This window comes from Streptomyces sp. NPDC005263 (assembly GCF_042872365.1).
In the GTDB taxonomy this organism is placed as follows: Bacteria; Actinomycetota; Actinomycetes; order Streptomycetales; family Streptomycetaceae; genus Streptomyces.
The window spans coordinates 1,186,959-1,204,173 of sequence record NZ_JBIAKJ010000001.1 but is presented as its reverse complement, the minus strand read 5'-3'; the positions used below and the strand labels follow the sequence as shown (position 1 = coordinate 1,204,173).

The following is a 17,215-nucleotide window of genomic DNA, read 5'->3' as shown; positions in this document are numbered from 1 at the left end:
TGTCAATAGTTTGTACTTACATTCGGACCTGCTCGTGAAATGATGTCTTTACAAAGTATTGACAGCGGCCGTGTCAAGGGATTGGATCCCGTCCCAGCGCAGTTGTCGCTTTTTCGCGGCGCACGACCCGGAACCCGCCAGGTCCCGGGCCTCCTCGGATCCCCCGTGATCCCTTCCCTTTCCCGACGTTCTCCCGTCGCACAGTGAGGTGCAGGAAAGATGGACCGCTCTTCTCGCTTCCGTTCCCGCAGAGTCGTACCCGTCGTGGCGGTGGCCGCGGCAGCGGCCCTCACCCTCGCTGGCTGCTCCAGCAGCTCCGGCGGCAAGAAGGCCGAGGAGAGTGGGTCGGGTGCCTCCGCGGGCAAGGCCACCACTCCCCGGATGACCGTCGCGCTGGTCACCCACCAGGCGCCCGGCGACACCTTCTGGGACATCGTCCGCAAGGGTGCGGAGGCCGCGGCCGCCAAGGACAACATCAAGCTGGTCTACTCGGCCGACCCGAACGCGGGCAACCAGGCCAACCTGGTGCAGAACGCGATCGACCAGAAGGTCGACGGCATCGCCATCACCCTCGCCAAGCCGGACGCCATGAAGGACGTCGTGAGCAAGGCGAAGGCCGCGAACATACCCGTGGTCGGCCTCAACTCCGGAGTGAGCGACTGGCAGAAGCTCGGCCTGATGGAGTTCTTCGGCCAGGACGAGACCGTCGCGGGCGAGGCGCTCGGCAAGCGGCTGAACGAGGCCGGCGCCAAGAGCACCGTCTGTGTCGTCCAGGAACAGGGCAACATCGGCCTCACCCAGCGCTGTGACGGCGTGAAGAAGACGTTCAAGGGCAAGACCCAGACGCTCTTCGTCAACGGCGCCGACATGCCGTCCGTGAAGTCGACGATCACCGCCAAGCTCAGCCAGGACAAGTCGATCGACTATGTCGTGACCCTGGGCGCCCCCTTCGCGCTGACCGCGGTCCAGTCGGTGTCCGAGTCGGGCAGCAAGGCGAAGATCGCCACCTTCGACCTCAACAAGGAACTGACCGGGGCGATCGACAAGGGAACCATCCAGTTCGCCGTCGACCAGCAGCCTTACCTCCAGGGCTACCTCGCGGTGGACTCCCTGTGGCTCTACAAGAACAACGGCAACTACAGCGGTGGCGGTGAGCAGCCCGTGCTGACCGGTCCGGCCTTCGTCGACAAGACCAACGTCGACAAGATCGCCGCGTACGCCGCGAAGGGCACCCGGTGAGCGGTATGACCCAGCAGGCTGAGCCGGCGGTGACCACACCGCCGGCCCCCGGCCCGAAGCAGTCCGACGGCCGGACGTCGCAACGCCCCCTGGCCCTGAGGCTGTTGGCCCGCCCCGAAGTCGGTGTCTTCCTCGGTGCCGCCGCCGTGTACGTGTTCTTCCTGATCGCCGCGCCCCCGGTGCGCGAGGGCAGCGCGATGTCCACGATCCTGTACCAGTCGTCGACGATCGGGATCATGGCCCTGCCGGTCGCGCTGCTGATGATCGGCGGCGAGTTCGACCTGTCGTCCGGTGTCGCGGTGATCACCTCGGCGCTGACCGCGAGCATGCTCAGCTACCAACTCACCCTGAACGTGTGGATGGGCGTGATCGTCGCGCTGATCGTGTCGCTGGCGATCGGCTTCTTCAACGGCTGGATGGTGGTCAAGACCGGCCTGCCCAGCTTCCTCGTCACGCTGGGCACCTTCCTGATCCTGCAAGGTGTGAACCTCGCGGTCACCAAGCTGGTGACCACCAACGTGGCCACCGACGACATCAGCACCATGGACGGCTTCGACCAGGCGAAGAAGATCTTCGCCTCGACCTTCCAGGTCGGCGGTGTCACGGTGAAGATCACCATCGTGTACTGGCTGATCTTCGCGGCGCTGGCCACCTGGGTGCTGCTGCGCACCAAGTACGGCAACTGGATCTTCGCGGTCGGCGGCAACAAGGAGAGCGCACGGGCGGTCGGCGTGCCCGTGACCTTCACGAAGATCTCCCTGTTCATGCTGGTCGGCTTCGGCGCCTGGTTCGTCGGGATGCACCAGCTGTTCACCTTCAACACCGTGCAGTCCGGCGAGGGCGTGGGCCAGGAGCTCATCTACATCGCCGCGGCGGTCATCGGCGGCTGTCTGCTGACCGGCGGCTACGGTTCGGCGATCGGCCCGGTCTTCGGCGCCTTCATGTTCGGCATGGTGAACCAGGGCATCGTCTTCGCCGGCTGGAACCCCGACTGGTTCAAGGCATTCCTCGGCGTGATGCTCCTGGGCGCCGTCCTGATCAATCTGTGGGTCCGCCAGTCGGCGACCCGGAGGTGACCCCTATGACGACCAACAAGACCGGTACGCACGGAGCCGTCCTCGCGGACACCGAGCCCGAGCAGCAGGACGACGCCCCGATCGTCGAGTTGCGGGGGGCGGGCAAGGCGTACGGCAACGTCCGTGCCCTGCACGGCGTGGACCTGACGGTCCATCCGGGCAAGGTCACCTGCGTGCTGGGCGACAACGGCGCCGGCAAGTCCACCCTCATCAAGATCATCTCCGGGCTGCACCAGCACACCGAGGGCGACTTCCTCGTCGACGGCGCCCCCGTGCGGTTCTCCACCCCGCGCGAGGCCCTCGACAAGGGCATCGCCACCGTCTACCAGGACCTCGCCACCGTCCCCCTGATGCCGGTGTGGCGCAACTTCTTCCTCGGCTCCGAGATGACCAAGGGCCCCTGGCCCGTGCGCCGCCTCGACATCGAGGCGATGAAGAAGACCGCCGACCAGGAACTGCGCAACATGGGCATCGTCCTGGACGACCTGGAACAGCCCATCGGTACCCTCTCCGGCGGTCAGCGCCAGTGCGTGGCCATCGCCCGCGCCGTCTACTTCGGCGCCCGCGTCCTGATCCTGGACGAGCCCACCGCCGCCCTCGGCGTCAAGCAGTCCGGCGTGGTGCTGAAGTACATCGCCGCCGCCCGCGACCGCGGCCTCGGCGTCATCTTCATCACCCACAACCCCCACCACGCCTACATGGTGGGCGACCACTTCAGCGTCCTGCGCCTGGGCACCATGGAGTTGAACGCCTCCCGCGACCAGGTCAGCCTCGACGAGCTCACCGACCACATGGCAGGCGGCGCCGAACTCACCGCGCTCAAACACGAACTCGCCCAGGTACGCGGCGTCGACGTCGACGAGCTCCCCGGAGAGGGCGACCTGCCCGCCACCACCCCCGCCCCCGCCACCACCGTCGGCGAGGAGAAGGCCTGAGACGGCGTCCCGGACGGACGGAACCTGAAGGTGTCCGCGGGTACGGTCCTCACCGGCCTGCACCGCGGCCCCTCCGGTCCAAGAGCCCCCGCCTCCTGAGTTCCCGCGGCGCCCGAATCCCGGAGGGACGACCATGACCCAGCGTGATCCGCTCGGAATCGCCGTCATCGGCACCGGACGAATGGGCGCCGACCATGTGCGCCGGATCCAGCAACGCGTCAGCGGAGCCCGGGTGACCGCCGTCGTGGACGTCGACGCGGAACGCGCCAGGGCCGTCGCGGCACCCGTCGACGGCTGCACCGCCCACACCGACCCCGCCGCCGCGATGGCGGCGGCCGACGTCGACGCCGTCCTCGTCGCCTCCCCCGGCCCCGCCCACGAGGCGGCCCTGCTGGCGGCCTTCGAGCGCGACCTGCCCGTCCTGTGCGAGAAGCCGCTCACCCCGGACGCGGCCGCCGCGGCACGGGTCATGGAGGCGGAGGTGAGGCTGGGGCGACGCCGGGTCCAGGTCGGCTTCATGCGGCGTTACGACGCCGAGTACATGAAGCTCAAGTCCCTCTTGGACACGGGGCAGTTGGGTCGCCCGCTGATGCTGCACAACCGGCATCGCAACGCGGCCAGTCCGTCCGGGTTCACCAGCGACATGCTCATCAGCGACTCCGTCGCGCACGAGACGGACGTGACCCGCTGGCTGCTCGGGCACGAGATCACGGCGGTCACCGTGCTGCGTCCGCGACCGTCGGCGAACGCGCCCGACGACCTCCAGGACCCCCAGTTCGTCGTGTTCGAGACCGACGGCGGCGCGATCGTCGACGTCGAGATGTTCGTCAACTGCGGCTTCGGCTACCAGGTCCAGGCCGAAGTGGTCTGCGAACGCGGCACCGCACGCATCGGCGACGGCCACGCCATGGTCACCAACATGGCGGGCCGCTGGGGCGGCACGATCGACCAGGACTTCACCGAACGCTTCGCCGACGCCTACGACCGCGAGATCCAGGCCTGGGTCGACGCCACCCGCCGCGGCGAGGTCACCGGCCCGAGCGTCTGGGACGGCTACGCGGCGGCGGCGGTGTGCGAGGCCGGAGTGCGGTCGCTGGAGGAGGGCGGCAGGGTCGAGGTCGACCTCGTCGAGCAGCCCGTGCTGTACCGGGAATGACGGGCCGTCGGTCTTCCCGACGCCTTTCCGCCGTCGGTCCTCCTGACGGCTTTCCGCCATCGGCCCTCCCGACGACTTTCCTGACCGGGACACGGAAGAGGGCCGGGGAACCCCCGGCCCTCTTTCCGCGGGATTCCCCTGGAGCCCTCAGTCCGCGAGCGTGGTGCGCGGCCGCGGCTCGAACCCCGCCGCGCGGTAGCACTCGTCGATCAGCGCCATCGTCGCCACCGCGTCGTCCGCGCCCAGCGGCAGCTCGGTGCCCTCGCGGACACCCGCCGCGAACGCCTCCAGCTGGTACGCGTACGACGACCGGGTACCGAGCCGCTCCGTGCGCTCGCCCTGCGCCGTCCGCACCACGACCCGGTCGTCCAGCTGCGGCAGCACGAAGTTCGGCGCGCTCGCCTCGCCCCGCGAACCGACGATCCGGCAGCTCATCTCCAGCCGGTCGTACGCCATGTGGCAGCGCGCCGACGCGGTGGCCCCGCCCGGGAACTCCAGCTCGGCGTCCAGCCACTCGTCGACCCCGGGCGCCCCCGCCCGCTGCCCGCCCCGCGCCGAGCCCAGCCGCGGCGCGCCGCCCGCCCAGGGGGCCAGCATCCGCACCGCGTGCAGGCTGTAGCAGCCCAGGTCCATCACGGCGCCGCCGGCCAGGGGCAGCGACCAGCGGGGGTCGCCGTCCTCCGGCGCCGGTATGGCGACCATGGTCTCCACCCGTCGCAGCTCCCCGAGTTCACCGCTGCGCAGGATCTCGTGCAGGCGCCGGGTGACCGGGTGGAAGAGGTAGTGGAAGCCCTCCATGAAGACGGTGCCCGCCTTCACCGCCGCCTCCCGTACCTCGGCTGCCTCCTCGGCGTTGCTCGCCGACGGCTTCTCCGTCAGGACGTGCTTGCCCGCCGCGAGGGCGGCCAGGTTCCACGGCCCGTGCAGGCCGTTGGCGAGCGGGTTGTAGACGACGTCGACCTCGGGGTCGGCGAGCAGGTCGGCGTAGGAGTCCGCCACCCGCTCCACGCCGTGGGCCGCCGCGAAGGCCTCGGCCCGCGACCGCTCGCGGGCGGCCACCGAGACCAGGCGGTGGCCGGCCGCCCGGGCCGGGTCCACCAGGGAGCGTTCGGTGATGCGTGCCGCGCCCAGCACGCCGATGCGCAGCGGTTTCGGACCCGGTCCGCTCATGCCTGGCGTACCTCCTGGATGGTGACGGGGCGGTGCTCGTGCAGCGACAGCGTGCAGGCGTCGGCGATCCAGCCCGCCTCCAGGGCGTCCTCGATCGTGCACGGGGAGGGCCGGGTGCCGGCCACGACCTCGGTGAACGCGGTGAGTTCGGCACGGTAGGCCGCGGTGAAGCGGTCCATGAAGAAGTCGTGCGGGGTACCGGCCGGGAAGGTCACGCCGGGCTCGACCGAACGCAGCGGCAGCTTGTCCTCCAGGCCGACGGCGATGGAGTCGGTGAAGCCGTGGATCTCCATGCGGACGTCGTAACCCCGGGCGTTGTGGCGGGAGTTGGAGACCACCGCGATGGTTCCGTCGTCCAGGGTGAGGATCGCGCCGGTGGTGTCGGCGTCGCCCGCCTCCTTGATGTAGTCGGCACCCCGGTTGCCGCCGACCGCGTACACCTCGGTCACCTCCCGGCCGGTCACCCAGCGGATGATGTCGAAGTCGTGCACCGAGCAGTCCCGGAAGATGCCCCCCGAGGCGGCGATGTACGCGGCCGGCGGCGGCGCCGGGTCCAGCGTGGTCGACCGGATGGTGTGCAGCTTGCCCAGCTCGCCGCCCCGCACGGCGGCCCGGGCGGCGACGAAGCCGGCGTCGAAGCGGCGGTTGTAGCCGATCTGGATCGGCACGTTCGTGCCCTGGACGGCCTTGAGTACCTCGACGCCCTCGCGCATGGTCTTCGCGACGGGCTTCTCGCAGAACACGGGCACACCCGCCTCGACGGCGGCCAGGATCAGCGCGGGGTGCGCGTCGGTGGCCGCCGCCACGACGATGCCGTCCACCCCGGCCGCCAGTACGGCCTCGGGGGAGTCCACGACCTCACCGCCGAACCGCTCGGCGGCGGACTTGGCGGCGTCCGCGAACGGGTCGGCCAGGACGAGCGACTCGACCGCGTCGAGCCCGGAGAGGGTTTCGGCGTGGAAGGCGCCGATACGGCCGAGGCCGAGGATTCCGATGCGCATGAGGGTGGTGCTCCTTGGGTGCGGGGTCTGACGAGCGGAGTCTGACGAGCGGGTTACGAGCGGGTTCTTACGAGCGGAGGGGGGAGGGTCAGTCGAGGCCGCCGAGGACGTTCTGGTCCCAGTCGATCACCGAACCGGTGACCACTCCGGACCGTTCGGACAGCAGGAGGACGACGAAGTCCGCGATCTCGTCCGGCTGGCCGAGCTTGCCCATCGGCAGCCGGGCGGCGGCCTCCTCGCGCCAGTCGTCCCCGGCGCCGTGGAAGGCCTTCTGCGTGGCGTCCTCGCCCTCGGTCGCGGTCCAGCCGATGTTCAGGCCGTTGATCCGCACCCGGTCGAAGCGGTGCGCGTGCGCCGCGTTGCGGGTCAGACCGATCAGCCCGGCCTTCGCGGCGACGTACGGGGCGAGGAACGGCTGCCCGCCGTGCGCGGAGGAGGTGATGATGTTGACGACGGTGCCGGGCGCACCGCGGCCCACCATGTCCGCGACGGCGGCCTGCATGGCGAAGAACGGGGCCTTGAGATTGATCGCGATGTGCTGGTCGAACAGCTCGGGTGTGGTGTCGAGGAGCGTGCCCCGGGAGGTGAGGCCGGCCGAGTTCACCAGGCAGTCGATGCGGCCGTACGCCCCGACCACCTCGGCCACGGACCCCTTCGCCTGCTCGGCGTCCGCCAGGTCGGCCCGCACGAACATCGCCTTGCCGCCGGCCGCCGCCAGCTCCGCCACCAGCGCCTCACCGGGCTCCGGGCGCCTGCCGGTGACGGCGACCCGCGCCCCCTCCCGGACCGCGGCCCGGGCGATGGCGGCGCCCACGCCCTGGCTGCCGCCGTTGACGAGGACGACCTTGTCGTCGAGAAGTCCCATGAGTTCCTAGCCCTTTCAGCTCTCGCGCCGTACGGCGCCGGCCCGCAGTTCGTCACGCAGGGCCCGCGGGGTCCATCCCTGCTCCAGCGCCCGCCGTACGACGTCCGCCTGGGAAGGCGGGGCCAGACCGTCGACGGGCGGGTCGCTGTCGAGGTTGGTGGGGAACGGGTAGCCCTCGGCGCTCGCCGCGATCACCCGCTCCAGCCACTCCTCACCCGCACCGTCGGCCAGACGCCTGCGCAGCACGGGGAAGACCGCGTTGGCCACCGCCTGGCGGTCCACCGTCTCCATCGCCCGGCCGAACGGCGAGGACACCTGGAGCAGATTGGCCACGCGGCGTACGTCCAGCGTGTGGTTGGTGCCGGCGGCGTGGAACAGCGCCGGGTTGAAGAAGACGGCGTCGCCCTTCGCCAGCGGGAGCTGGACGTGGTGGGCCTTGAAGTACGCCTGGAACCGGGGGAGTCGCCAGGCGAGGTAGCCGGGCTCGAAGGTCTGCGAGTACGGCAGGTACAGCGTCGGGCCCGACTCCACGGGCATGTCGCAGTGCGCCACCGCGCCCTGCAGCGTGAGCGCGGGCGAGAGACGGTGCACATGCCCGGGGTAGGCGGCGGCCGCCTCGTTGGAGAGGAACCCCAGGTGGTAGTCGCGGTGCACGGTCTGCGCCGCGCCGCCCGGGTTGACCACGTTCACCTGCGAGGTCACCTGGTAGCCCGGGCCCAGCCAGGCGCCCGAGACCAGCGCGAGGATGTCGTTGGCGTAGTAGTCGGCGAACGCCTCGGGGTCGTAGAGGGCCGCCTTCTCCAGCGCGTTCCACACCCGGTCGTTGGCGCCCGGCGCGGCGAAGTGGTCGCCGGCGGCGGCGCCCGAGGCGCGCTGCTCGGTGATCAGGGCGTCGAAGACACCGGTGAGCCGGTCGACGACGGCCGGGTCGGGGAAGGCGGCCCGGAAGACGACGATGCCGGGGCCGTCCGCGAGGGCGTGGATCAGTTCGGCCCGCAGCTCACGGGTCGGGCCCGCCGAGCGCAGGCGCTCACTGTCGTAGACGAGGACGTTGTCCTCCACGGCCGAGGCGTGCGGATGGTCGGCGAGGTCCGTCGTGCGCTCGACGAGTGAGCGGAAGACGTCGAGATCACAGTCCTGCTCGGTCAGCCAGGCCCGCTGCTGAGCGGCGGTGAGGGACATCGTCGTCCTTCTTTCGGTCACGGGATGCGACACGGGCCGGTCGCGGGGCAGCGACACGGCTCTGTCATTCTTGTCAGTACAAACCCCTCGAACAACCAGCGGCAAGCCATCAAAAACCCCTCAAGGAGCCGTCGGTGGGCCACCCCTTCCCGATCCGTGAGATCGCACGTCAGGCGGGCCTGAGCGAGGCCACCGTCGACCGGGTCCTGAACGGTCGGGGCGGGGTGCGGGAGAGCACCCAGCGTGAGGTCCGTCAGGCCATCGCGGACCTGGACCGCCAGCGCACCCAGGTCCGGCTGGTCGGCCGTACCTTCATGATCGACATCGTGATGCAGACCCCGGAGCGGTTCTCCACCGCCGTACAGGCCGCCCTGGAGGCCGAGCTGCCGTCCCTGCACCCGGCGGTCGTGCGCTCACGCTTCCACTTCCGGGAGACCGGCCCCGTGGAGGAACTGACCAGGACCCTGGAGCGGATCGCCCGGCGCGGATCGCAAGGGGTGGTGCTCAAGGCGCCGGACGTCCCCGAGGTCGCCGCCGCCGTCGGACGGCTGGCTCAGGCGGGCATCCCCGTCGTCACCCTCGTCACCGACCTGCCCTCCTCGGCGCGCCTCGCCTACGTCGGCATAGACAACCGGGCCGCCGGGGCGACCGCCGCCTACCTGATGGGCCAGTGGCTCGGCGACCGTCCCGGCAATGTGCTCACCAGCCTCAGCAGCGGCTTCTTCCGCAACGAGGAGGAGCGCGAGATGGGCTTCCGCGGCGCGATGCGCGCCCGGCACCCGCGGCGCGCCCTGGTCGAGATCGCCGAGGGGCAGGGGCTGGACGCCACCCAGTACGACCTGGTCCGGGCCGCGCTGCGACGCGACCCGGACATCCGTGCGGTCTACTCGATCGGCGGCGGCAACATCGCCACCCTGCGGGCCTTCGAGGACCTGGACCGACCGTGCGCGGTCTTCGTGGCACACGACCTCGACCACGACAACACCCGCCTGCTGCGCGAGCACCGCCTGTCCGCCGTCCTCCACCACGACCTGCGCCAGGACATGCGCGAGGCCTGCCACATCGTGATGCGCGCCCACGGTGCCCTGCCCCCGGCCGGCCCGACCCTGCCCTCGGCGATCCAGGTGGTCACGCCATACAACATGCCGCCCCAGGCGACGGCAGGGTGAGGCGGGGCCGCCGCTCTCAGCGCGTCGGCGTCGGTACCGGTACCGGTGTTCCGGCGCTGCGGTAGAACGAGATGCCCAGGGCCAGCAGCCAGTAGCTGAGCACGGCGCCCATCAGCGCGGTGGTGCCCCAGCCGTTCGCCGCGTAGAAGTGGGCCGGGGTGTTGCCGAAGAACAGGGACGGCACGAAGGCCACGTTGATCCCCGCGAGGACGTACGCCGACCGGCCGGTCCAGCGCGGCAGCAGCCGGGTGCGGGAGACGGCGTACCCGAACGCGGTCAGGAACAGCGCCAGCATCAGCCGGGAGATCGACCCGTACAGGATGTAGGTGCCACTGACGTCGATGGTCGGGTCGATCGGGCGGTCGGCCGCGATGACCGCGCCCGCCTCCAGACCGCTGGAGACCAGGGTGACCGTCGCGTAGACCAGTCCGGTGGCGAAGGCCATCGACCCGACCCATTCGTGGGCGGGACTCACCCGCTTGACCAGTTCCCGGAAGGCAGTCATGAACACCACCAGCAACGCCAGCGCGACGATTCCCAGCAGCAGCCTGGTCAGGACGTTCGCGTCCGGCGGCGGGCCCGAGTAGACGAAGTACAGCGGTACTTCGACGATCAGGGCGGCGGCGCTGATGATGCCCGCGAGGCCCGTCAGGCGCCTGGCGAAGATCTCGTTCATGGATTCCCCCGGAAGTCGGTGAGGCGGATCGGCCGGCGTGTGTGCCGACATCTCGTAGCCTGCCGTCCCCGGGGCCTGCCGTCGCGGGGCCTGAGAACCGGATCCGGGGTGGTCCTAGAGCCACTCTCCCGGGTGTACGTCCACCCAGGTCCCGCTCTCGGCGGACCGCGCCATGGCGTCCAGTACGGCGGCACTGTGCACGGCGTCCGTGAGGGTGGCCCCGTGCGAGGTGCCCTCGGCGACCGACCGGAGGAAGCGGTACGCCTCGACGACCTTCAGGTCGTCGTACCCCATCGCGTTGGCCGCTCCGGGCTGGAACGCGCCGAACTCGCCGTCGCCCGGGCCGACATACACCGTGCTGACCGGCTGGTCCTGGTAGCGGTCGCCGCGGCTGACGCCGAGTTCGTTCATCCGGCGGAAGTCCCAGAACACCGCGCCCTTGGTGCCGTGCACCTCGAAGCCGTAGTTGTTCTGTTCGCCGACCGAGACCCGGCAGGCCTCCAGCACGCCGCGGGCGCCGGAGGCGAAGCGCAGCAGACAGTTGACGTAGTCCTCGTTCTCCACCGGGCCGAGTTCGCCGCCCGAGGCACGGCTGTGGCCGGCGGTGACACCGGTCGGACGGGCCCGCTCCGGTACGAAGATCGCCGTGTCGGCGGTGAGGGAGGTGATGTCGCCGAGCAGATGGCGGGCCAGGTCGGCGCCGTGCGAGGCCAGGTCGCCCAGCACTCCGCTGCCGCCGCGCTCCCGCTCGTACCGCCAGCTGAGCGCCCCCTCGGGGTGCGCCGCGTAGTCGCTGAACAGCCGGATCCGGACATGGGTGACCGTGCCGATGTCGCCGGAGGCGATCAGCGACCGGGCCGTCTCGACGGCGGGCGCGTTGCGGTAGTTGAAGCCGACCGCGCCCTGGACGCCCGCCGCGGTGACCGCGTCGGCCACCGCCCGGGCGTCCGCCACGCTGAGGCCGACCGGCTTCTCGATCCAGATGTGCTTGCCGGCCCGGGCCATCGCCACACCGATCTCGCGGTGCAGGAAGTTCGGGGCCGTGATGCTGACCGCCTTGACCCGCGGATCGTCGGCGACGGCCCGCCAGTCACGGGTCGTCGAGGCGAAGCCGAACTGCTCGGCGGCCTCCTCGGCCCGGCCGGGCACCTCCTCGGCGACGGTCACCAGCTCCGGGCGCAGGCCGAGCCGCGGATAGTGGTGCGGGACCCGGGCGTACGCCTGGGTGTGCACCCGGCCCATCCAGCCGAACCCGACGACCGCGACACCGAGCGTATCCACCATGAGCCACCCTCTTTTGGACCGGTCCATTCCTCTTCCCGTTCCACCCTGGGCGGCACGCCGACGGGTGTCAAGCCCCGTCGCCTGCCCTCTGTCCGCCCTCCGTCGGCCCTTCACTGCCCTTTGACAAGACCGATAAGCCGTGGAACGGTCCAGGACATGAGACAGCCGACGATCCGGGACGTGGCCGAGCGGGCCGGGGTCTCCAAGTCGCTGGTCTCGCTGGTGCTGCGCGGCTCCGAGCAGGTACGGCCGGAGCGACGGGAGGCGGTGCTGCGGGCCGTCCGCGAACTCGGCTACCGGCCGAACGCCGCCGCCCGCAGCCTCAGCGAGCAGCGCACCCGCACGGTGGGCGTGCTCCTCAACGACCTGCGCAACCCCTGGTTCGTGGACCTGCTCGACGGCCTCAACTCGCTGCTGCACGACCACGGTCTGCACATGCTGCTGGGCGACGCCCGCCTCAACCGTCGCACCGGCCAGGACCTCGCCCGGCCCTTCCTGGACCTCCAGGTCGACGGCCTGGTCGTGGTCGGCACCCTCCCCGACGCGGCCGCGCTCGGCCCGGTCGCCGCACGGATGCCGGTCGTCGTCGCGGGCGCCCGTGAGCCGGTGCCGGACGGGGTGGACGTCGTCGCCGGTGACGACGAGCGGGGCGCCCGGCTGGTCACCGAGCACCTCATCGCGCTCGGCCACCGCCGCATCGCGCACCTCGCGGGTTACGGAGCCGTCGGCGAGCTGCGCCGGCGCAGCTTCGAGGCGGTGATGCGCGCCCACGGCCCGGCCGGCCGGGCGCTCGTCGAGGCCGGAGACATGACGGAGGAGGGCGGCTTCCGCACGGCTGTCCGGCTGCTGAGCCGACGCGAGCGGCCGACCGCCGTCGTGGCCGTCAACGACATCGCCGCCGTCGGCGTGCTCTCGGCCGCCGAGGAACTGGGCCTGCGGGTCCCCGAGGACCTGTCCGTCACCGGCTACGACAACACGAGCATCTCCCGGCTGCGCCACCTGTGGCTCACCACGGTCGACAACGCCGGGCACGAGGTCGGCCGACGCGCCGCCCGCTGCCTCCTGGACCGCTTCGAGGGAGCCGGGGGAGCGGGCCGGACCCACCTGGCCACGCCCACCCTGGAGATCCGCGGAACGACGGCACCACCGCCGACGGGCGCGCCGGACCCCGCGTCCGCGACCTGATCCGCCGGACCGGTACCGGACGAGAGCGGCTGGAGATCCCGCCCGCACCCTGAACCAATACGGCGGACAAAATTGTCGACAATCTTGCCGGGGCGGCCGTCCGTGCCCACCTCACCAGCGTGATCGAGGCGCTGCGCGACTGAGCCGCGCGAGGCGGGCGCACACCTGTCGACACTCGTCATCACCGCGCACGCCGGGGACTTCGTGTGGCGGACCGGCGGAGCCATCGCGCTGGCCGCCTCCCGCGGGGAGAAGGTCACCATCGCCTGCCTGACCTTCGGTGAGCGGGGTGAGTCGGCGAAGGCGTGGCGCGAGGGCAAGACGCTGGAGGAGATCAAGGCGATAGGTGGCGCCGAGCAGGGACTGGTCGGCGCGCACTGAGCACGAGGAACCTGCTCACCGGCGTGCCGGGCGGGGCCTCGCGTCGAAACGGGTCTCAGTGTCTGGCGCGCACACCGTCGAGGGCGACGGAGAGCACCCGGTCGCGCTGGGCGTCGTCGTCGAAGGTCGTCCCGGTGATGCCCGCGACCATCCGCAGCAGGTCGGTGAAGTCCATGTCGGTGCGCGCCTCGCCCGCCTTCTGGGCCCGTTCGAGCAGCGGGCCGCCGGCCGCGTACATCGACTCGCGGCACGCGGCGAAGATCTCCGACTCGTCGTTGAGTGCCTCGCGGACGGCACGCTTGGTGACCATGTACCCCGCGAACCGGTCCAGCCAGGCGGTCAGAGCCTCCCAGGGACCCCGGTCGGCCACCTCCTCGGCGGCCTGGCACAGGGCGTTGACCTCGTCCGCGTAGACACTCTCGAAGAGCTGGCGGCGGGTGGGGAAGTTCCGGTACAGCGTGCCGATGCCGACGCCCGCGCGCCGGGCGATGTCCTCGAGGGAGGCCTCCGCGCCGTGCTCCGCGAACGCCTCGCGGGCGGCGGCCAGCAGGGCGTCGTAGTTGCGGGCGGCGTCCTTCCGGTGGGGTCGCCGGGACGCGACGAGCTCGCTGACGGGGAACGGCTGGGGGGTCACGGCTGCCTCCCGGGCGGGGGACGAGGTTGAAGCGGAGGTACCCCTCCGCTACAGTGGAGGGGTACCTCCACTTTACCAGTGCGGGGTGCGCCCGCCCTGGATGCGTGCGGCCGCACGCATCGGCGACGGGACGACACCCCCGCGATCCCCGCACCGTACTCACCACGGCCCCGCGACGACGCGGCCCGTGGGTCCATCACCTTTCCGCGACCGCTCACCACGGCCGTCCCCCGTGCCGCCCATGCGCGCACCGGGCCGCACGACCGTGGGTCGAGGCTTCGGCCGCACCCCGTGTTCGGAGAGGCACGTTTCATGCCCACCAAGTCCACCCGTCTCACCTTCGCCGTCCTCGCGGCCGGCGCCGGTGTGTTCTCCATGTTGCAGTCGCTGATCGCGCCGGCTCTGCCGACCGTCCAGCACGCGCTGCACACCTCGCAGTCCACCGCGACCTGGGTGATGACCGCCTATCTGCTGTCCGCCTCGATCTTCACCCCGATCCTCGGCCGGGTCGGCGACCTGATCGGCAAGAAGCGCACCCTCGTCGCCGTCCTGGTGACCGTCGCCGTCGGCTGTCTGCTCGCCGCGCTCGCGCCGAGCATCGGACTCCTGATCGTCGCCCGGGTCGTCCAGGGCGTCGGCGGCGCCCTGTTCCCGCTGTCCTTCGGCATCATCCGGGACGAGTTCGCTCCCTCCGAGGTGAGCGGCAGCATCAGCAACCTGTCCGCGGTGATCGCGGCGGGCGGCGGCGTCGGCATGGTGGCCGCCGGACCCATCGTCAGCGCGCTGGACTACCGGTGGCTGTTCTGGATCCCGGTCGCCATCGTGGCCGCCGCCACGCTCATAGCCGTCCGGTATGTGCCCGAGTCGCCCACCAGGGCGCGGGGGCAGGTCAACTGGCTCGGCGCCGCGCTGCTGTCGGCGTGGCTGGTCGCCCTGCTGCTGCCGCTCAGTCAGGCGGCCGTGTGGGGCTGGGGATCGGCGCGGGTGCTCGGCCTGTTCGCCGCCGCCCTCGTCCTGTTCGCGCTGTGGCTCGCCGTCGAGGCCCGCTCCAGCACCCCGCTGATCGACCTGCGGGTCATGCGGCTGCCGACCGTGTGGACCACCAACACCGCCGCACTCCTCTTCGGCGCCGGCATGTACGCGATCTGGTCCTTCCTGCCGGGATTCGTGCAGACGCCGTCGTCGGCCGGGTACGGCTTCGGCGCGAGCGTCACCGCCGCCGGACTGCTGATGCTGCCGATGCTGCTCGCGATGTTCCTCTCCGGCGTGCTCAGCGGCCGCCTGGAACCGGCCCTCGGCGCCAAGGCCCTCCTGACCACCGGCGCCGCGCTCGGCGCGCTCGCCTGCGGCATCCTCGCCCTCTGGCACGACGAGCAATGGCAGATCGCCCTCGTCGCGGGACTGTTCGGCCTCGGTATCGGTCTCGCCTTCGCCTCCATGGCCAACCTGATCGTGGGCAGCGTCCCCGCCGACCAGACCGGCGCGGCCACCGGGATGAACGCCAACATCCGCACCATCGGCGGCTCCATCGGCGCCGCGGTCACCAGCGTCCTGGTCACCGGCCGCCTCCAGCCCTCGGGCCTGCCGTACGCCTCCGGCTACACCCACGGCTTCACCCTGCTCGCCGTGCTCTGCCTGGCCGCGGCGCTGGCCGCGCTGCTGGTGCCGGTCCGACGCGACGGCCGTACGACGGGCCGCCTCCGCGCCGCGGGCGGCGCCGCCGCCGAGGAGCAGGTGGTCGCGGCTCCCGGCGCGCGCGGCTGACGTGCGCGCATGGGGTAGGGTTGACCCGCGCGCTCACACGGGCGACCGTGCGAGCGCATCGGGACGTGGCGCAGCTTGGTAGCGCACTTGACTGGGGGTCAAGGGGTCGCAGGTTCAAATCCTGTCGTCCCGACTTTACGAAGTCGCAGCTCAGGGGCCGTTTCAGAGGAGATCTGAAACGGCCCCTCGGCCATTCCCGGGGGACCGGTTCCCCGCGGCACATCCAGGTGGTTCCGCGCCCGGCTTACGCAGTACGAGTGAATGAACCGATGGTTTCGATCTGTGCCGGGTGCCGGATCTTACGCTTCCCCCATGGATCCAGGGCCTGAGGGTGAGGCCCTGCGGGCGGCGGGCCGGTGGAAAGGCGCACCTGATGTCGGGGTTGGGGAAGTCGCCGGGCGTGCTCAGGCGCCGGGTGGGCCGCTTCCACAGGACCTGGGCGCGGACCTGGGGCGCGGTGGGCGTGGCAGGTCTCCTGGGAACAGTGCTGACGTTCGGCGTGTTGTGGGCCGCCGGTGGCGGGGCGGTGCGGATGACGGCTTTCGGGCCGTCCGCCGGGTGCTGGGGGCTGGCGGCCTCCCTGATGCTCCGCGCGAGGGGAACGAGCGGAAGGGTGCGGACGCGTCTGCTGCTGCTGGGGGGTTCCGCGGTAGCCGGAGGTGTGTACCGGGGAGCGGTCACCGTGCTGTCCGTTCAGCCTCCGGCATCGGCAGGGGACGGGCCGTCGGTGCTGGGTTCTGTGGTGGTCACCGGCGTGACCCTGACGATCGGCCTGGGGGTGGCCGGTCTGGTGGTCGCGGCCGACGCCGGTACAGGTCGGCAGGTGTGGCGGCGGCGCGTCCTCGACGGGGTCGTCACGACCGGGGCGGTGTTCATGACGGGGTGGGTGCTGCTGCGGGGGGCCGTTGACGGTTGGCGGCTCGGGGCGGGCATGGTCGGTGTCCTGTGGGCCGCGGAGGTCGCGTTCCTCAGTTTTCTGTTCGCCCTGCGCCGTCTCGTACGGAGCGACCAGAGCGGCACCCTGTGGGTCGGGATCGCCGGGGTGTCCCTCATGCTGATCGGCGACACCGGGCGACTGTGGGCGGTCGGCCCGCACGGCCCCGACGTGATGGCCTGTCAGCTGGTCGACGCCTGCGTCACCGCGGGGCTGCTGGTGGTCGCTGTCAGCCCCTGGGTGCCCGGCGGGGCGAGCGTCCTGGGCACTGCGCAACCGAGGGTGCGATGGGGGATGGAAGGCGCGGCGGCGTTCATTCCGCTGACCGTCTGCACGGCCACCGCACTGGGATATGTGCTTGCTCCGCCTGCCCGGGACCCGGTGCCGCTGTTGGTCGGCGGAACGGCACTGCTGAGCCTCTGGGCCCGCCAGAGGTTCCTGCAGTGGGAGAACTCCAGGAACGGCGACTGAGTCCTCGTGCGGCTGCCCCTCCTGGGAGGGTTCCCGGCCGGCGAGTCGGTTCAGCGGTGTCCTGAAACGCCGGGGGACGCGGCCGATGTCCGT

Annotated in this window: 15 protein-coding genes, 1 tRNA gene and 1 pseudogene; 10 read left to right on the top strand and 7 right to left on the bottom strand. The window is 71.3% G+C overall.

Annotation, left to right across the window (positions count from 1 at the left end; translation table 11 throughout):
- Nucleotides 1-219: 219 nt before the first annotated feature.
- From ACFYRY_RS05460 to ACFYRY_RS05445, 4 genes are all read left to right on the top strand, one after another.
- Nucleotides 220-1,239 (top strand): sugar ABC transporter substrate-binding protein, encoded by a 1,020-nt coding sequence (locus ACFYRY_RS05460; protein WP_389140293.1) that lies wholly within the window; start codon nucleotides 220-222, stop codon nucleotides 1,237-1,239.
- A gap of 5 nt (nucleotides 1,240-1,244) precedes the next feature.
- Nucleotides 1,245-2,315: an ABC transporter permease gene (locus ACFYRY_RS05455; protein ID WP_389140291.1), complete on the top strand. Its 1,071-nt coding sequence runs from the start codon at nucleotides 1,245-1,247 to the stop codon at nucleotides 2,313-2,315.
- A 5-nt stretch (nucleotides 2,316-2,320) separates the two neighbouring features.
- A complete protein-coding gene (locus ACFYRY_RS05450) occupies nucleotides 2,321-3,250 on the top strand; it encodes an ATP-binding cassette domain-containing protein (RefSeq protein WP_389140289.1) in 930 nt (309 codons plus the stop codon).
- A 133-nt stretch (nucleotides 3,251-3,383) separates the two neighbouring features.
- Nucleotides 3,384-4,406 (top strand): Gfo/Idh/MocA family protein, encoded by a 1,023-nt coding sequence (locus ACFYRY_RS05445; protein WP_389140287.1) that lies wholly within the window; start codon nucleotides 3,384-3,386, stop codon nucleotides 4,404-4,406.
- 147 nt (nucleotides 4,407-4,553) lie between these two features.
- Here ACFYRY_RS05445 and ACFYRY_RS05440 read toward each other — a convergent pair whose 3' ends face one another.
- The 4 genes from ACFYRY_RS05440 to ACFYRY_RS05425 form a co-directional block, all read right to left on the bottom strand.
- Nucleotides 4,554-5,576: a Gfo/Idh/MocA family protein gene (locus tag ACFYRY_RS05440; RefSeq protein ID WP_389140285.1), complete on the bottom strand. Its 1,023-nt coding sequence runs from the start codon at nucleotides 5,574-5,576 to the stop codon at nucleotides 4,554-4,556.
- Nucleotides 5,573-6,577: a Gfo/Idh/MocA family oxidoreductase gene (locus tag ACFYRY_RS05435; RefSeq protein ID WP_389140283.1), complete on the bottom strand. Its 1,005-nt coding sequence runs from the start codon at nucleotides 6,575-6,577 to the stop codon at nucleotides 5,573-5,575. The genes ACFYRY_RS05440 and ACFYRY_RS05435 overlap by 4 nt, the downstream gene beginning before the upstream one ends.
- A gap of 88 nt (nucleotides 6,578-6,665) precedes the next feature.
- Nucleotides 6,666-7,442: an SDR family oxidoreductase gene (locus tag ACFYRY_RS05430; protein WP_389140281.1), complete on the bottom strand. Its 777-nt coding sequence runs from the start codon at nucleotides 7,440-7,442 to the stop codon at nucleotides 6,666-6,668.
- A 15-nt stretch (nucleotides 7,443-7,457) separates the two neighbouring features.
- Complete coding sequence (locus ACFYRY_RS05425; protein WP_389140279.1) at nucleotides 7,458-8,624, bottom strand: phytanoyl-CoA dioxygenase family protein; 1,167 nt, start codon at nucleotides 8,622-8,624, stop codon at nucleotides 7,458-7,460.
- Nucleotides 8,625-8,758: 134 nt separating this feature from the next.
- Here ACFYRY_RS05425 and ACFYRY_RS05420 point away from each other — a divergent pair, with 134 nt between their 5' ends.
- On the top strand, nucleotides 8,759-9,793 hold the full coding sequence (locus ACFYRY_RS05420) for a LacI family DNA-binding transcriptional regulator (protein ID WP_389140277.1): 1,035 nt from the start codon (nucleotides 8,759-8,761) through the stop codon (nucleotides 9,791-9,793).
- Nucleotides 9,794-9,809: 16 nt separating this feature from the next.
- Here ACFYRY_RS05420 and ACFYRY_RS05415 read toward each other — a convergent pair whose 3' ends face one another.
- Both ACFYRY_RS05415 and ACFYRY_RS05410 read right to left on the bottom strand, forming a co-directional pair.
- Nucleotides 9,810-10,469: a hypothetical protein gene (locus ACFYRY_RS05415; protein WP_389140275.1), complete on the bottom strand. Its 660-nt coding sequence runs from the start codon at nucleotides 10,467-10,469 to the stop codon at nucleotides 9,810-9,812.
- 114 nt (nucleotides 10,470-10,583) lie between these two features.
- Nucleotides 10,584-11,753 (bottom strand): Gfo/Idh/MocA family protein, encoded by a 1,170-nt coding sequence (locus ACFYRY_RS05410; protein WP_389140273.1) that lies wholly within the window; start codon nucleotides 11,751-11,753, stop codon nucleotides 10,584-10,586.
- 156 nt (nucleotides 11,754-11,909) lie between these two features.
- Here ACFYRY_RS05410 and ACFYRY_RS05405 point away from each other — a divergent pair, with 156 nt between their 5' ends.
- Both ACFYRY_RS05405 and ACFYRY_RS05400 read left to right on the top strand, forming a co-directional pair.
- Complete coding sequence (locus ACFYRY_RS05405) at nucleotides 11,910-12,938, top strand: LacI family DNA-binding transcriptional regulator (protein WP_389140271.1); 1,029 nt, start codon at nucleotides 11,910-11,912, stop codon at nucleotides 12,936-12,938.
- 165 nt (nucleotides 12,939-13,103) lie between these two features.
- Nucleotides 13,104-13,283, top strand: a pseudogene (locus ACFYRY_RS05400) (PIG-L family deacetylase); the annotation flags it as partial.
- Nucleotides 13,284-13,374: 91 nt separating this feature from the next.
- Here the strand turns inward: ACFYRY_RS05400 and ACFYRY_RS05395 are convergent.
- A complete protein-coding gene (locus ACFYRY_RS05395; protein WP_389140269.1) occupies nucleotides 13,375-13,953 on the bottom strand; it encodes a TetR/AcrR family transcriptional regulator in 579 nt (192 codons plus the stop codon).
- Nucleotides 13,954-14,265: 312 nt separating this feature from the next.
- On the opposite strand from ACFYRY_RS05395, the gene ACFYRY_RS05390 reads away from it, so the two are divergent.
- The 3 genes from ACFYRY_RS05390 (at nucleotide 14,266) to ACFYRY_RS05380 (ending at nucleotide 17,122) form a co-directional block, all read left to right on the top strand.
- Nucleotides 14,266-15,717, top strand: coding sequence for an MFS transporter (locus ACFYRY_RS05390; protein ID WP_389140267.1), 1,452 nt, complete (start codon nucleotides 14,266-14,268; stop codon nucleotides 15,715-15,717).
- 59 nt (nucleotides 15,718-15,776) lie between these two features.
- Nucleotides 15,777-15,850 (top strand) — tRNA-Pro (locus ACFYRY_RS05385).
- Nucleotides 15,851-16,090: 240 nt separating this feature from the next.
- Nucleotides 16,091-17,122, top strand: a complete 1,032-nt coding sequence (locus tag ACFYRY_RS05380) for a hypothetical protein (protein ID WP_389140265.1) — start codon at nucleotides 16,091-16,093, stop codon at nucleotides 17,120-17,122.
- Nucleotides 17,123-17,215: the final 93 nt, after the last annotated feature.

Bases quoted from the DNA above. Each gene is read 5' to 3' on its own strand.
- ACFYRY_RS05445 (WP_389140287.1), top strand. From the start codon at position 3,384: ATGACCCAGCGTGATCCGCTCGGAATCGCCGTCATCGGCACCGGACGA.
- ACFYRY_RS05450 (WP_389140289.1), top strand. From the start codon at position 2,321: ATGACGACCAACAAGACCGGTACGCACGGAGCCGTCCTCGCGGACACC.
- ACFYRY_RS05430 (WP_389140281.1), bottom strand. From the start codon at position 7,442: ATGGGACTTCTCGACGACAAGGTCGTCCTCGTCAACGGCGGCAGCCAG.
- ACFYRY_RS05435 (WP_389140283.1), bottom strand. From the start codon at position 6,577: ATGCGCATCGGAATCCTCGGCCTCGGCCGTATCGGCGCCTTCCACGCC.
- ACFYRY_RS05405 (WP_389140271.1), top strand. From the start codon at position 11,910: ATGAGACAGCCGACGATCCGGGACGTGGCCGAGCGGGCCGGGGTCTCC.
- ACFYRY_RS05415 (WP_389140275.1), bottom strand. From the start codon at position 10,469: ATGAACGAGATCTTCGCCAGGCGCCTGACGGGCCTCGCGGGCATCATC.
- ACFYRY_RS05410 (WP_389140273.1), bottom strand. From the start codon at position 11,753: ATGGTGGATACGCTCGGTGTCGCGGTCGTCGGGTTCGGCTGGATGGGC.
- ACFYRY_RS05440 (WP_389140285.1), bottom strand. From the start codon at position 5,576: ATGAGCGGACCGGGTCCGAAACCGCTGCGCATCGGCGTGCTGGGCGCG.
- ACFYRY_RS05390 (WP_389140267.1), top strand. From the start codon at position 14,266: ATGCCCACCAAGTCCACCCGTCTCACCTTCGCCGTCCTCGCGGCCGGC.
- ACFYRY_RS05460 (WP_389140293.1), top strand. From the start codon at position 220: ATGGACCGCTCTTCTCGCTTCCGTTCCCGCAGAGTCGTACCCGTCGTG.
- ACFYRY_RS05380 (WP_389140265.1), top strand. From the start codon at position 16,091: ATGTCGGGGTTGGGGAAGTCGCCGGGCGTGCTCAGGCGCCGGGTGGGC.
- ACFYRY_RS05455 (WP_389140291.1), top strand. From the start codon at position 1,245: ATGACCCAGCAGGCTGAGCCGGCGGTGACCACACCGCCGGCCCCCGGC.
- ACFYRY_RS05425 (WP_389140279.1), bottom strand. From the start codon at position 8,624: ATGTCCCTCACCGCCGCTCAGCAGCGGGCCTGGCTGACCGAGCAGGAC.